Raw genomic sequence first — 13,512 nt, 5'->3', positions numbered from 1 at the left:
GTCCTCCCTGTCCGCCGTCGGCCTCAGCCCTTGATCCCGCTCTGGGTGACGCCCTGCACGAGGTAGCGCTGCAGGAACAGGAAGACCAGGACCAGCGGCAGGATCGAGATCGCCGCGCCGATGAACAGCTCGTGGATGCGGATGGTCTGCGCGGTCAGCAGGCTCGACAGCGCCACCTGCACGGTCCACGACTCGTTGCTCTGCCCGATCACCAGGGGCCACAGGAAGGCGTTCCAGCCGTGCAGGAAGGTGATCGCGGCGATCGCGGCGAAGAAGTTCAGCGAGTTCGGGAACACGATCCGCCAGTAAGCGCCCCAGTAGCCCAGCCCGTCGACGCGCGCGGCCTCCTCCAGTTCCCGGGGGAAGTCCAGGAAGTACTGCCGGAACAGGAAGGTCGTGAAGCCGCTGAACAGGCCGGGGATGATCAGGCCGCGCAGGTCGGAGACCCAGCCCATGGTCGACACCATGAGGAAGCTCGGCACGAAGGTGACCGCGCCGGGGATCATCAGACTGACCACGACGGCGTAGAAGATCTTGTTGGCGTGCCGGTAGGGGATCCTCGCCAGCCCGTAGCCGGCCAGCGAGCAGATGAGCAGCACCCCGGTCGTCTGGAGGACGGCGACCAGCACCGAGTTGAGCAGACTGGAGGCGAAGTGCGTCTCGGTGTCGGCGAACAACTCGGTGACGTTCTCCCAGCGCAGGTCGGTCGGGAAGAAGGTCCACTCCGGCGAGGTGATCTCGGCGTCGGTCGACAGGCCGTTGCGGATCAGCAGGTAGTAGGGGATCAGGAAGAGGATCGCCGAAACGCCGAGGACGCCGTATACGGCGACGGTGACGACCCGTGCGCGCACTCCGTGCCGGTGGCCCACCGGCCCGCTCTCGGCCGGCCGCCGACGCGGCCGCCTGGCGCCGGTCGGCATCACTGCACCTGCCATGGCGCTAGTCCTCTCTCTTCCCGAGCCGCAGGAACTTCCCCTGGAGCAGCGTGACGATGACGATGAGGCCGGAGAGGATCAGCGCCCCGGCGCTGCCCCGGCCGAAGTCCTGCTCGGCGCCCAGGGCGGTGTTGTAGAGGTAGATCAGCGGCGGGCGCACGATGGCGGTGTTGCCCATGAGGTTGTAGAACTCGTCGAATGCCTGGTAGGCCGCGATGAGGTTGAGCAGGACGACGGCGACCGTCGTGGCCCGCAGCGCGGGCAGCGTGACGTGGCGGAAGGTCTGCCAGCCCGGGGAGGCGCCGTCGAGGTAGGCGGCCTCATAGAGCTGGCCGGGGATCCGCTGCCTGGCGGCCAGGAACAGGATCATGTAGAAGCCGAGCTGGAGCCACAGCCGGACGGTGATGAGCACCAGCCAGTAGAGCGGCGGGTCGGTGGTCTGGAGCCAGGCGACCGTGTCGAGGTCGAAGTGCAGCAGGAGGGTGTTGGCCAGACCGAAGCGCACACCGTTGAAGATCGACAGTCGCCAGATCATGCACGCGACCACGTAGGAGCAGGCCGCCGGGATGAAGAACGCCGAGCGGAAGAACGCCTGCATGAAGCGGACGCGGTTGACCAGCAGCGCCAGCGCCAGGGACAGCGCCGTGGTCACCGGGATGATGAACGCGGCGAAGACGGTGAAGGTGAGCATGCTGCGCCGGAACTCGGGGTCGGCGAGCATCTCGGTGTAGTTGCGCAGCCCGACGAACTCGGTCGGCGTGACGGTGTTCTGCGCCTCGAAGAAGCTCAGCCACAGGCTCCAGCCGATCGGGACGAAGGTGAAGAAGACCAGGCCCGCCAGGAAAGGGCCGACGAAGAGCCAGAACGCGAGGGTGCGGCCGCGGACGGGCCGGCGCCGGATCGGCCGCGGCCGATCCGGCGTTCCCGGGCGCCCGGCCTCGGCCTTGAGCGCGGTGGAGACCATGGCCGCTACCCGCCCGCCTTGGCCAGTTCGTCGTCGATCTTCCCGGTCGCGGTGGCCAGCTCGGCCGTCGCGTCGGCGCCTTCGCGGACGACCTTGGTGACCAGGTCGTTCAGGGCGGTGTTCATGGTGGTGGTCCAGGCGGGGTTGGCACCGATGCCGTACTGCTGCGACAGCGCCACGGTTTCGGCGGCGGTGCCGCTCTGGAGCTTGGTGGCCTTGGCTGCCAGGGACTTGCGGGGCGGGATGTGGAAGCCGTAGGACAGGGCCCAGTCCTCCTGGTGGGCGACCTGCTCCAGCCAGAGCCACTTCACGAAGGCCTTGGCCGCCTCGACGTTCTTGGACTTGGCGCTGACGAAGGTCGACCAGCCGCCGTTGACGATCGAGGGACGGCCGCCGTCGGCGGGGGCGAACACCGGGGGCATGGGGAAGACGCCGAAGTCGTCGCCCAGGGCCTCCTGGATGAGGGGCATGTGCCACATGCCGCACCACTGCATGGCGCACAGGCCCTGCGTGAAGGCGGCCGAGTCCCACCAGTCGGTGGGCGCGCCGAGCAGCAGCGAGCCGTTCTCGTGGAGGGTGCGGAACTTGGCGAGCGCGGCGATGGTGGTCTCGCCGCCGAAGCCGATCTTGTTGTCGGCGGTGAGGAGGTCCTGTCCGGCGCTCCACAGCAGTGGGCGGTTGAGGACGCCGGCGCCGGCGGTGTTGCCGAGGTAGAGGCCCTTGACGGTCTTGCCGGTGAGGGCGTCGGCGGCGGCGATGAGTTCGTCGAAGGTGGTGGGCACGGCGAGCCCGGCCTCGGTGAGCATGCTCTTGCGGTAGTAGAACAGCTGCGGGTCGTCGATCATCTTGACGCCGTAGACCTTGCCGTCCCAGGTGTTCTCGAAGAGGTCGATCTCGCTGAAGTCGCTCTTGAAGTCGGCCATGATGTCGTCGAGCGGGACGACCTGGCCGGAGGTGGCCATCTGCGAGTTGAAGTGGGACTCGAAGACGTCGGGCCCGTCTTCGGAGAGCAGGCCGCTGGCGAGTTTGGCGTCGTAGTCGCCGGGGATCCACTGGATGCTCACGTTGGCGTCGGGATACTCGGTGGCGTAGCGGGTGGCGGCGTCCTGGGTGCCCGCCTCGCCGTACTGGTGGTACCACTGGGAGAGGTCGACCTTGTTCGGGTCGCCGCCGTCGCGGCCGGTGTTGCTTCCGCAGGCGGTGGTGGCGGCGCCGACGGCGGCCAGTCCGCCGAGCGCGAGCAGGCGGCGGCGGTTTAAGCGTTGATGTGAGAGCCTCATTGCTTCTCAACTCCTCTAGGGAATGCGAAGGCTGGGGGGATCGGGGGTGCGCGGGTCTCGGCGCACGCGGGCCGGGGTCCGTCGCGTCGAGGTCGTTCCACGCGTGTTCGCTTGTGGTGCCTCATGAGGTGAAGAGAGTGTTAACCCCGGTGACGGGCTTCGTCAAGGCCTAAGAATAAGTTTTCGACAAAACCCCGTTGCTCGTGGCCGATCCACTGCGGACGGTGAGATCTCAGTCCTCGGCCGACGTGCCGGCGATGATCTCCAGCGCGCGGACGCGGAGCGTTTCGAGCTCGCCGTCGGAGGATGCGGCGGTGCCCGCCGAGCGGGCCACGCGCACGGCGCAGGCGAGGTGATGCGCGCCCGGCTCGATGTCGCAGGTCAGCGTGGGCAGGACCGTGCGCGGCCAGAGCAGGTGGGTTCCGGCCATCGGGTGGACGATCAGGGATGTTCGAACGTGTGCGGAACCGGCGGCCAGGTCGAGGAGTTCGCTGTGGACTCCCCCGGCGGTGGCCGAGGCGCGGCCCGGTCCGGTGGCGCCTGGCGGGTCGCCCGCTTCGGGCCAGGGCGCGCAGAAGCCGCCTTCGGCGGTGTGGAGCGCCCGCGCGGTGCGGACCCGATGGATCCGCAGGTGCCATGGCGCGGCGGCGAGCAGCCAGGTGTCGACGGTGACGTCTGGCCACGGCGACCAGCGGGCGAAGACGGTCCCCTCGGCGGTGGACCACTCGTCGACGTCCTCACGCACTCGCCAGCGCCGCCCGTCGTCGCTGAGGGCGAGCATTCCGTCGGCGGCGGCGAAGTCCAGCCCCCGTCCGGGCGTGGAGACGCTGAAGGCGGCCAGCGAGGAGTAGGCGAACTTGGCGTAGGTGGCCGCGCCGTTGCGGGTCCAGTCGTGCCAGTGCTGGGCGTTGAGCCGCACGACGTCGCCGTCGCCGTCGCGGGTCAGGACGGCGCGCGCCGAGGGCTGCTCGCTGATCCGGATCGCGTTCTCGTCGCGCGGGCGCGGCTCGGCCGTCCAGAAGGGATGACCGGGTCCGGTGGACAGCGCGGCCATGTGCTTCAGGCCCCAGTACGGCGATCCGGCCGCGACGTACTGCTCGACGACCGCCCCGTTGGGGTAGGCGTAACCGATGGTAAGGGCGCCGTCGGCGGCCAGGATCGGCCGCCGCCACCACCAGTCGAGGTGCTGCTGGGCGAGGTGCCGCACCCTGTCCCAGCCCAGCGCGGTCGGTACACCCGCCGCGGCGAGGGCGCTCCAGAAGGCGCCCTGCGCGAAGCGGTAGCCGAGGCTTCGTCCATAGGGGACGGCCGCGCCGTCGTCGGCGAACCAGTGCTCGAAGTCCTCCGCGAAGCCGGCCGCCGCGCCGGTGAAGCGGTCGTCGCCGGTCAGGGCGTGCAGCGTCAGGCCGTACCAGTGGAAGGCGAAGGGGTTGTAGAAGTCGACCCGGCCGCCGGGCCCGTCCTCGTACCAGCCGCCGGGCAGGGAGAAGGAGGCCAGCCGCGCCAGATGGCGCTCCTGCACCGCACGGTCGCGGTCGAGGCCGAGGCGGTCCATGCCGAGGCCGACCAGGACCGGGAAGAAGCGCCAGTTCGAGTCGACGACCTCGCCGGCGTAGGCCGCCCGCAGCCAGGCCGCGAGCCGGTCGCGCCCGGCGCCGTCGAGGGGGTCCCAGAGCTTCTCGGGCGCCAGGGCGAGGGCGTAGCCGAGAGCACCGGCCTCGACGAGCCGCTGGTCGCGCGCGACGGGTTCGCCGAGGTAGGACGGGTCTCGCGGGTCGAAGGCACGGGAGAGGGCGCCGTTGACCTCGTCCCACTGCCGGTCGGCGGCACCGCCTCCGGCGGTCAGGGGCGCCAGTCCCCACAGCGGCCGGGTGACCAGCTCGAACCAGTTCGCCCCGGCGTCGTGATTGGACATGGTGACCGGCGTGTACGCCGGGCCGAGCGCGGCCGTCGCCGTCGCCGGGGCGATGAGCGCGAGCGCCGACCGCTGCCAGCCCGCACGGTCGGTGGGCGCGGGTCCATGGAGCTGGGACGGCGACGGCATGGCGACGAGTGTAAGGCGAACGCCGGCGCCGCCTCGACCGAAATGACCTTCCTCGACCCTCTTGACCCGGCCTGTGACCATCAGTAGCCTGACCGAAGTTAGTTAGATTAACTGTCTATTGTGGGCGCGACCGCCCACAGTGGAAGGAGCAGCCATGGACCGTTCCCGCAGGGCCTCGCGCGTTCGGCACGCGCTCGTCGCCCTCATCTCCGCAGCGCTCTTACTGACCGGCGCGCCCGGCGCCGCCGCGGCGCCCGAACCGGCCGGCGCGCCCGCATCCGGCGTCGACGCGCGGGAGATCACCCCCGCCGCCAAGTGGGGCCGGCTGAAAGTCTGCGGTGTCCGCCTCTGCGGCTCCTCGGGCCAGCAGGTGCAGCTTCGCGGTATGAGCACGCACGGACTCCAGTGGTACAAACAGTGCGTCAACGGCGGATCCCTCGACGCGCTGGCCTACGACTGGACGGCCGACGTCGTCCGCCTGTCGATGTACATCCAGGAGGACGGCTACGAGACGAACCCCCGGTACTACACCGACCTGGTCCATTCGCTCATCGAGCAGGCGACCGCGCGCGGCCTCTACATCGTCGTCGACTGGCACATGCTCGACCCCGGCGACCCGCACTACAACCTCGCCCGCGCCAAGACCTTCTTCACCGAGATCGCCCAGCGCCACAAGGCCAAGACGAACCTCCTCTACGAGGTCGCCAACGAGCCGAGCGGCGTCACCTGGTCGCGGATCAAGAGCTACCACGAGCAGATCATCCCGGTGATCCGCGCGCAGGACCCCAACGCCGTCGTCCTGCTCGGCACCCGTGCCTGGTCCTCGCTCGGAGTCTCCGACGGCGCCAGTGAGACCGAGGTGATCAACAACCCGGTCAACGCGAGCAACATCATGTACACCTTCCACTTCTACGCCAAGTCCCACCGCGACGAGTACCTCAACACCCTCTCGCGCGCCGCCGACCGGATCCCGATGTTCGTGACCGAGTTCGGCACCCAGGAGTACACCGGCGACGGCGCCAACGACTTCACCATGGCGCAGCGCTACATCGACATGATGGCCGCCAAGAAGATCAGCTGGGTGAGCTGGAACTTCTCCGACGACTTCCGCTCCGGCGCCGCCTTCAAGACCGGCACCTGCCCGGGCGGGCCCTACGCGGGCACCTCACCGCTGAAGCCGGCCGGCGTCTGGATCCGCGACCGGATACGCTCCGGCCGATGACACCGTCCACAGCGGAGCGACACCCGGGCGGCGGCGCGCGATGACCGCACCCCGCCCGGCCGGCTCGTCGCGCCTGCTGCGCACGCTCAACGAGCGTGCCGCGCTCGGGCACCTGCTCGAACGCGGCACGCTCACCCGCGGCGACCTGGTCACCCTCACCGGACTGTCGAAGCCGACCGCCTCGGAGGTCATCCGCCGCCTGGAGGACGCCGGCCTGGTCGGCGTCGCCGGGCGCACGCACGGCGGCCTCGGTCCCCGCGCCGACCGCTACGCGGTCAACCCGGACGCCGCCTACGCCGCGGCCGTCGCCGTCGGGGAGCCCGACCGGCTCGACATCGAGATCGTCGACCTCACCGGACTCACCCGCGCCCGCACGAGCAACACCGTCGCCTTCACCGACGAAGACGTGACCGCGCCGCTGGCCGGCGCCGTGTCCGCCGCCTGCGCCGAGGCCGGGCTCGCCACCGGGGCCCTGAACTGCGTCCAGCTCGCCGTGCCGGGCGCCTACGACCGGCACACCGACACCGTCGGCAACATCGACGTCCCCGGCTTCGGCCGCCCCGGCCTGGCCGCCGGCCTGTCGTCGCTGCTCGGCGCGCCCGTCGCGGTCGGCAACGACGTCAACCTCGCCGCCCTCGCCGAACGCGAGCACGGCGAGACCGGCGACGAGGGCTTCGCACTGCTGTGGCTGGGCAATCGGGGCGTCGGGCTCGGCATCGAACTCGGGGGCACGCTCCTGCACGGCGCCACCGGGGCCGCCGGCGAGATCGGCTACCTGCCGATCGGCCCGCCGAACGCGAGCACCGGCGACCTCCAGGACCTCATCGGCGGGCCCGCCATCACCGCCCTGGCCGCCGAGTTCGGGCACCACGCCGACGACGCCGCCGGGGCCGTCTCCGGCGCCACCGGTGACGGCGCGTTCCTCGCCGAGCTCGCCGGTCGGATCATCGTGGCGCTCACCGCCGCGATCGCCGTGGTCGACCCGGCCCTGGTCGTCCTCGCGGGCGAGGCCGGGCGCGCCGGTGGCCCCGCGCTGCGCGACGCCGTCGCCGTGGCCCTCCACCGCACCACATACCGCACCCGCGTCGAGACCACCGCCGTCACCGGCGACCCGGTCCTGCTCGGGGCGCACGCGGCGGCGATGGGCAACCTGCGCGAAGTGGTGCTCGCGGCTCCGACGCGCGGCTGAGCGCAGGACCGCCGCGCCCGCGGACACGGACACATGGGACGCCCGCGCGGTGGGCGACGTCCATGAGGGACTCGCCGCCGTGTCGCACCCGCAACGGTCCCATCGCCTTCGCCTCAGTCCCGCATGGACGGACACCGCGAGAAACCTCGACGACACTCCCCGTACATGTCGAATGCAACCCGGGTACCCCTCCGGACGTGATCAGGTTGACAAAACACCGCCACGACACGGGGAGACGTCATGCGTGGTCTCACCACACTCACCGCCGCCGGTCTCATCGCCACCACCCTGGTGGCGACTCCGGCGGCCTCAGCGCACAGACCCGCGGCAGCGGCCGACCAGCCGCCCATCGCCGCGGGTGCGGACTTCAACCAGGACGGCTATGCCGACGTAGTCACCGGCCTGCCGGACACCGCCGTCAACGGCCGAGCCAAGGCCGGCGCCGTCCAGGTGATCTACGGCGGTGGCGCGGGCAGCGTCGTCATCACCCAGGACAGCACGGACGTACCCGACGAGGCGGAGGCCGGCGACCTGTTCGGCAAGGCCGTGACCGTCTGGTACTCCCCCTACGACAACTATCCGAACCTCGTCGTCGGCGCGCCCGGCGAATCGGTCGGCACCGCCGCCGCGGCCGGCCAGGTCTTCGTCTTCCAGGGCGGACCCGACGGCCTCGTCCTCGGCGGCTACACCTACAACCAGGACTCCGGCGGCGTTCCGGGCACGGCCGAGGCCGGCGACCAGTTCGGCTGGTCGCTGTCCGGCGGCGAGCCCGGCGGCGGATTCCGCTACGGGACCCTTGCCATCGGGTCCCCCGGTGAGGACCACAACGCCACGAACTCCGGGTCGGTCACCCTGATCGGCAACGAGCGCGTGCGCGTCGTCCACCAGGACAGCCCGGGCATCCCCGGGAAGCAGGAGAACGGCGACCGCTTCGGCTGGTCGGTGGCGATCCTGCGCGACGTCCTGGTCGTCGGCGTCCCCTACGAGTCCATCGGCTCGGTCGCCGGCGCCGGTCTGGTCCAGATCATGACCGTCCGCCGCGAGGACACGCCCAACACCGACTGGCCGAAACCGCAGAAGGTCGCCGACCTCGACCAGGGCAAGGCCGGCGTCAGCGGCGTGCCCGAGACCGGCGACCACTTCGGGATGTCGGTCGCGCTCGCCTCCGGAGAAGGCGGCGAGAGCTCCGACTACAGCGTCACCGTCGGCGTCCCCGACGAGTCCATCGGCTCGGTCGCCCGTGCCGGGGGCATGCACGCCTTCCACCTGGAAGACCCCTACGGGGACCTTCACCCGAACCTGCTGCAGAACATGTCGGTGAACCAGAACTCCGCCGGCGTGCCGGGCGTCGCCGAGACCGGTGACCGCTTCGGTTCCTCGGTCGACGCGGTAACCAATGTGTACGGCACCGTCGTGCACACCGTGGGCAGCGACGGCGAGGTCACCGACGGCCAGATCGGCTCCTCGGACGCGATCCACGTGTTCAGCCTCCAGCTCACCGGTGCGGCCTGGGTCCGGCCCGGCCGGTACGGCATCGCCGGCGGAGAGACGCTCGGCACGGGTCACCTCAACGGCGACGGGAGCCGGCTCTACATCGCCGCGCCCACCGCCGGCCGGATCATCGCGGTCCCGTGGGAGAACATCTTCTACGGTGCCGGCGAGACGATCGAGGTCTACGAGGCCTGACCGAACACGGGGCCGCCGCCTTCCGCGAGGGGCGGCGGCCCTGCCACGTCCGGCGCCACCGTGATCGCCCCATTCGCGGCTCTTGACGTCCTAAGTGGACTCTCGGTACGATTCGCCCCAGTGGGAGCGCTCCGCATCGTGCGGCCGGCCGGCCGCACCCGGCACTGGAGCTGCTCATGGCAAGACAGACCATCACCCGTACCCGAACGGCGCTCGTCCTGCTGGGCGCGCTGATCGCGGCGGCGGCGATCCTGGTCGCCCCGCCCCGCGCCGAGACGCACGGCTCGACCGTGTTCCCGGGCGCGCGAACCTACCTCTGCTACCTCGACGGCCTGACCGACACCGGTCAGATCATTCCGACCAACCCCGCCTGCGCCGACGCCGTCGACCAGGGCGGCACCCAGCCGCTCTACGACTGGTTCGGCGTCCTTCGCTCCGACGGTGCGGGCCGGACCGTCGGCTTCATCCCCGACGGTGAGATCTGCGCCGGCGGAACCACCAAGTACGCCGCCTACAACATGGCCCGCACCGACTGGCCGACCACGCACCTGACCAGCGGCGCGACCATCGAGTGGCGGCACTCCAACTGGGCCGCCCATCCCGGGGCCTTCCACATGTACATCACCAAGAACGGCTGGGACCCCGAGCAGCCGCTCGCCTGGGACGACCTGGAGGCCTTCGGGAGCGTCACCGACCCGCCGCAGTCGAGCGGCCCGGGCGGAATGGGCTACTACTACTGGGACGCCGCGCTTCCGGCGGGCAAGACCGGAAACCACGTCATCTTCGTCCACTGGGTGCGCTCGGACAGCACCGAGAACTTCTACTCCTGCTCCGACGTCGTCTTCGACGGCGGGAACGGCGAGGTCACCGGCCTCGGCTGAGCCGAAGGAGGGCGCGGCGGTCCGCCGCGCCCTCCCCCGCCGTCAGGCCTTGGTCAGCCAGAACGTGAGCCCGAGCGCCTCGTCTTCGTGCGCGGAGGCCTCCGCCCAGCCGGGTTCACCGGCCGCGAGGTCGGTGGCCAGGACCTCGTCGGCGATCAGCGCCGCGTGCTCGGCGACCGCCGCGCCGGTCTCGGCGTCGGCCGAGACGTAGCGCAGCGTGATCCGGTCGACGACCTCGAGACCGCTCGACTTGCGGGCCTCCTGCACCTGCCGGATGACCTCGCGCGCGATGCCGGCGCGCCGCAACTCGGGCGTGATGTGCAGGTCGAGCGCGACGGTCGCGCCGGAGTCCCCGGCCACCGCCCAGCCCTCCTGCGGCGTCTCGGTGATGAAGACGTCCTCGACGCCGACGGTCACCGGTTCGCCGTCGACGAGGACCGTCGCCTCGCCCGACTCCTTCAGCGCGGCGCTGAGCGCGGCGGCGTCGGCGGCGGCGATCGCCGCGGCGACCTGCTGTACCGCCTTGCCGAAGCGCCGGCCCAGGGTGCGGAAGTTCGCCTTCGCGGTCGTGTCGACCAGCGAGTCCCCCGCCGCCTGGAGCGACTCGACCGTCACGACGTTGAGCTCCTCGGCGAGCAGCTCCAGCATCTCGGCGTCCAGCTCGGCGGCCCCGGGGGCCGAGACGAGCACCCGCGACAGCGGCTGGCGGGTCTTGACGACCGCGTCGGCGCGTGCCGCGCGGCCCAGCTCGACCAGGCGCCGCACCAGCGCCATCCGCGTGCTCAGCGAGCGGTCGACGAGCGCGGCGTCGGACTCGGGGTAGTCGGTGAGGTGCACCGACCCCGCCGCCTCCGGCGTCACCGGGGTGACCAGGTCCTGCCAGACGCGCTCGGTGACGAAGGGCGTCAGCGGGGCCATCAGCAGCGTCACGGTCGTGATCGTCTCGTGCAGCGTGGCCAGCGCGGCGGCGTCGCCGCGCCAGAAGCGCCGGCGTCCGCGGCGGACGTACCAGTTGGACAGGTCGTCGATGAAGTCGGCGAGCAGCTTCCCGGCGCGCTGCGTGTCGAAGGCGTCCATGGCCGCGTCGACGTCGGCGACCAGGATGTTGAGCTCGGAGAGCAGCCAGCGGTCGAGGACGGGCCGCTCGGCGGGGGCGGGATCGGCCGCCGAGGGCGACCAGCCTGCCGTGCGGGCGTAGAGCGACTGGAAGGCGACGGTGTTCCAGTAGGTCAGCAGGTTCTTGCGCACGACCTCCTGGATCGCGGTGTGCCCGACGCGCCGCGCCGACCACGGAGAGCCCACGGCGGCCATGAACCAGCGGACGGCGTCGGCGCCGTGCTGCTCCATCAGCCCCATCGGCTCGATGATGTTGCCCAGGTGCTTGGACATCTTGCGGCCGTCCTCGGCCAGGATGTGGCCGAGGCAGACGACGTTCTCGTAGGAGGACTTGTCGAAGACGAGCGTGCCGATCGCCATGAGCGTGTAGAACCAGCCGCGCGTCTGGTCGATGGCCTCGGAGATGAACTGGGCCGGGTAGCGCTGGGCGAACAGCTCGGCGTTCTGGTGCGGGTAGCCGTACTGGGCGAAGGGCATCGAGCCGGAGTCGTACCAGGCGTCGATGACCTCGGGGACGCGCGTGGCGGTCTCGCCGCAGTGACAGGCGAAGACGACCTCGTCGATGAAGGGGCGGTGCGGGTCGAGCCCGGAGAGGTCGGTGCCGGTGTGTTCGCCGAGTTCGGCCAGCGAGCCGACGCAGGTGAGGTGGTCCTGCTCGCAGCGCCAGATCGGCAGGGGCGTGCCCCAGTAGCGGCTGCGGGACAGGGCCCAGTCGATGTTGTTGTTGAGCCAGTCGCCGTAGCGGCCGTGCTTGACGGTCTCCGGGTGCCAGTTGGTCGCCTCGTTCTCGCGGAGGAGGGCGTCCTTGACGGCGGTGGTGCGGATGTACCAGGAGGGCTGGGCGTAGTAGATCAGCGCGGTGTGGCAGCGCCAGCAGTGCGGGTAGGAGTGCTCGTAGGGGGTGTGGCGGAACATCAGGCCGCGGGTCTCGAGCTCGGCGACGAGCGTCGCGTCGGCGTCTTTGAAGAACACCCCGCCGACGAGCGGCACGTCGGGCTCGAAGGTGCCGTCGGGGCGGACGGGGTTGACCATGGGAAGGCCGTAGGCGCGGCAGGTCGCGAGGTCGTCGGCGCCGAAGGCGGGTGCCTGGTGGACGAGGCCGGTGCCGTCCTCGGTGGTGACGTAGTCGGCGTTGACGACGAAGTGGGCGTCTTCGACCTCGACGAGGTCGAGGGGGCGCCGGTAGGACCAGCGCTCCATCTCCTTGCCGGTGAAGGACTCGCCGGTGGCGGTCCACTCCTCACCGAGGGCCTTGGCGAGCAGGGGCTCGGCGACGACCAGGACCTCTTCGCCGTTCGTGGCGGCGACGTAGGTGACGTCGGGGTGGGCGGCGACGGCGACGTTGGAGACGAGCGTCCAGGGGGTCGTCGTCCAGACCAGGAGGGCCGCGCGGCCGGCGAGCGGCCCGGAGGTGAGGGGGAAGCGCACGTAGACCGAGGGGTCGACGACCGTCTCGTAGCCCTGGGCGAGTTCGTGGTCGGAGAGGCCGGTCTCGTCACGGGGGCACCAGGGGGCGACGCGGAAGTCCTGGACGAGCAGGCCCTTGTCGAAGATCTGCTTCAGCGACCACCACACCGACTCGATGTAGGTGCTGTCCATGGTGCGGTAGGCGCTGTCCATGTCGACCCAGTAGCCCATGCGCTCGGTGAGGCGCGTGAAGGCGTCGGTGTGGCGGGTGACCGACTCGCGGCACCTGGCGTTGAACTCGGCGATGCCGTAGCGCTCGATGTCCTGCTTGCCGGTGAAGCCGAGTTCCTTCTCGACGGCGAGTTCGACGGGGAGGCCGTGACAGTCCCAGCCTGCCTTGCGGGCTACGTGGAAGCCCTTCATGGTCTTGTAGCGGGGGAAGACGTCCTTGAAGACGCGGGCCTCGATGTGGTGGGCGCCGGGCATGCCGTTGGCGGTCGGCGGGCCTTCGTAGAAGACCCATTCGGGGTTGCCCGCCGAGCGCTCAAGACTGCGGTCGAAGGTCTCGTTCTCGCGCCAGAAGTCCAGGATCTCGTGTTCGAGTCCGGGCAGGTCCACTCGGGCGTTGATGGGGCGGTACATGGTCTCCTCCGTCGCACACACGATCGTTCGGTCGCGGCGAAGGGACGAGGCTCGCGCCCCGCGGTACCACCCTTCTTGGCCGCGCTCGGCGCGGCCCTCTCAATGTCTTCGCGGCCGGTTCTACCAGGCCCGGCAGGGCCCTTCCT

9 protein-coding genes are annotated in these 13,512 nt (G+C 70.7%); 4 read left to right on the top strand and 5 right to left on the bottom strand.

What is annotated here, in order from left to right; genetic code table 11:
* Positions 1 to 23: 23 nt before the first annotated feature.
* The 4 genes from AB0I28_RS00710 to AB0I28_RS00695 all read right to left on the bottom strand — a co-directional run bounded on the left by AB0I28_RS00710 (position 24) and on the right by AB0I28_RS00695 (position 5,223).
* Entirely contained in the window at positions 24 to 935 is a 912-nt protein-coding gene (locus tag AB0I28_RS00710; protein ID WP_357488559.1) for a carbohydrate ABC transporter permease, read from the bottom strand.
* A gap of 4 nt (positions 936 to 939) precedes the next feature.
* Complete coding sequence (locus tag AB0I28_RS00705; RefSeq protein WP_357488558.1) at positions 940 to 1,899, bottom strand: sugar ABC transporter permease; 960 nt, start codon at positions 1,897 to 1,899, stop codon at positions 940 to 942.
* Positions 1,900 to 1,904: 5 nt separating this feature from the next.
* Positions 1,905 to 3,179 (bottom strand): extracellular solute-binding protein, encoded by a 1,275-nt coding sequence (locus tag AB0I28_RS00700; protein ID WP_357488557.1) that lies wholly within the window; start codon positions 3,177 to 3,179, stop codon positions 1,905 to 1,907.
* A 232-nt stretch (positions 3,180 to 3,411) separates the two neighbouring features.
* Positions 3,412 to 5,223, bottom strand: a complete 1,812-nt coding sequence (locus AB0I28_RS00695) for a DUF2264 domain-containing protein (RefSeq protein WP_357488556.1) — start codon at positions 5,221 to 5,223, stop codon at positions 3,412 to 3,414.
* Positions 5,224 to 5,377: 154 nt separating this feature from the next.
* Between AB0I28_RS00695 and AB0I28_RS00690 the strand changes: the two genes are divergently transcribed.
* The 4 genes from AB0I28_RS00690 (at position 5,378) to AB0I28_RS00675 (ending at position 10,201) form a co-directional block, all read left to right on the top strand.
* Entirely contained in the window at positions 5,378 to 6,445 is a 1,068-nt protein-coding gene (locus AB0I28_RS00690; protein ID WP_357488555.1) for a glycoside hydrolase family 5 protein, read from the top strand.
* Positions 6,446 to 6,485: 40 nt separating this feature from the next.
* The gene (locus tag AB0I28_RS00685; protein ID WP_357488554.1) at positions 6,486 to 7,634 is read left to right on the top strand and encodes an ROK family transcriptional regulator; all 1,149 of its coding nucleotides are present in this window, start codon (positions 6,486 to 6,488) and stop codon (positions 7,632 to 7,634) included.
* Positions 7,635 to 7,874: 240 nt separating this feature from the next.
* Positions 7,875 to 9,320 carry a hypothetical protein gene (locus AB0I28_RS00680; RefSeq protein WP_357488553.1) on the top strand — a complete coding sequence of 482 codons (1,446 nt, stop codon included), beginning with the start codon at positions 7,875 to 7,877 and terminating at the stop codon, positions 9,318 to 9,320.
* A 176-nt stretch (positions 9,321 to 9,496) separates the two neighbouring features.
* Positions 9,497 to 10,201, top strand: coding sequence for a lytic polysaccharide monooxygenase (locus AB0I28_RS00675; RefSeq protein ID WP_357488552.1), 705 nt, complete (start codon positions 9,497 to 9,499; stop codon positions 10,199 to 10,201).
* A 42-nt stretch (positions 10,202 to 10,243) separates the two neighbouring features.
* Here the strand turns inward: AB0I28_RS00675 and ileS are convergent, their stop codons facing one another.
* A complete protein-coding gene (gene ileS, locus AB0I28_RS00670; RefSeq protein ID WP_357488551.1) occupies positions 10,244 to 13,366 on the bottom strand; it encodes an isoleucine--tRNA ligase in 3,123 nt (1,040 codons plus the stop codon).
* Positions 13,367 to 13,512 lie beyond the last annotated feature (146 nt).

The organism is Phytomonospora sp. NPDC050363 (assembly GCF_040655735.1).
Taxonomy (GTDB): Bacteria; Actinomycetota; Actinomycetes; order Mycobacteriales; family Micromonosporaceae; genus Phytomonospora.
Note: the sequence above shows the minus strand (reverse complement) of the source record. Positions and strands in the feature narration are given on the sequence as shown.

Coding starts and splice junctions, on each gene's coding strand:
- AB0I28_RS00710 (WP_357488559.1), bottom strand. CDS start 935: ATGGCAGGTGCAGTGATGCCGACCGGCGCCAGGCGGCCGCGTCGGCGG.
- AB0I28_RS00705 (WP_357488558.1), bottom strand. CDS start 1,899: ATGGTCTCCACCGCGCTCAAGGCCGAGGCCGGGCGCCCGGGAACGCCG.
- AB0I28_RS00700 (WP_357488557.1), bottom strand. CDS start 3,179: ATGAGGCTCTCACATCAACGCTTAAACCGCCGCCGCCTGCTCGCGCTC.
- AB0I28_RS00695 (WP_357488556.1), bottom strand. CDS start 5,223: ATGCCGTCGCCGTCCCAGCTCCATGGACCCGCGCCCACCGACCGTGCG.
- AB0I28_RS00690 (WP_357488555.1), top strand. CDS start 5,378: ATGGACCGTTCCCGCAGGGCCTCGCGCGTTCGGCACGCGCTCGTCGCC.
- AB0I28_RS00685 (WP_357488554.1), top strand. CDS start 6,486: ATGACCGCACCCCGCCCGGCCGGCTCGTCGCGCCTGCTGCGCACGCTC.
- AB0I28_RS00680 (WP_357488553.1), top strand. CDS start 7,875: ATGCGTGGTCTCACCACACTCACCGCCGCCGGTCTCATCGCCACCACC.
- AB0I28_RS00675 (WP_357488552.1), top strand. CDS start 9,497: ATGGCAAGACAGACCATCACCCGTACCCGAACGGCGCTCGTCCTGCTG.
- ileS (WP_357488551.1), bottom strand. CDS start 13,366: ATGTACCGCCCCATCAACGCCCGAGTGGACCTGCCCGGACTCGAACAC.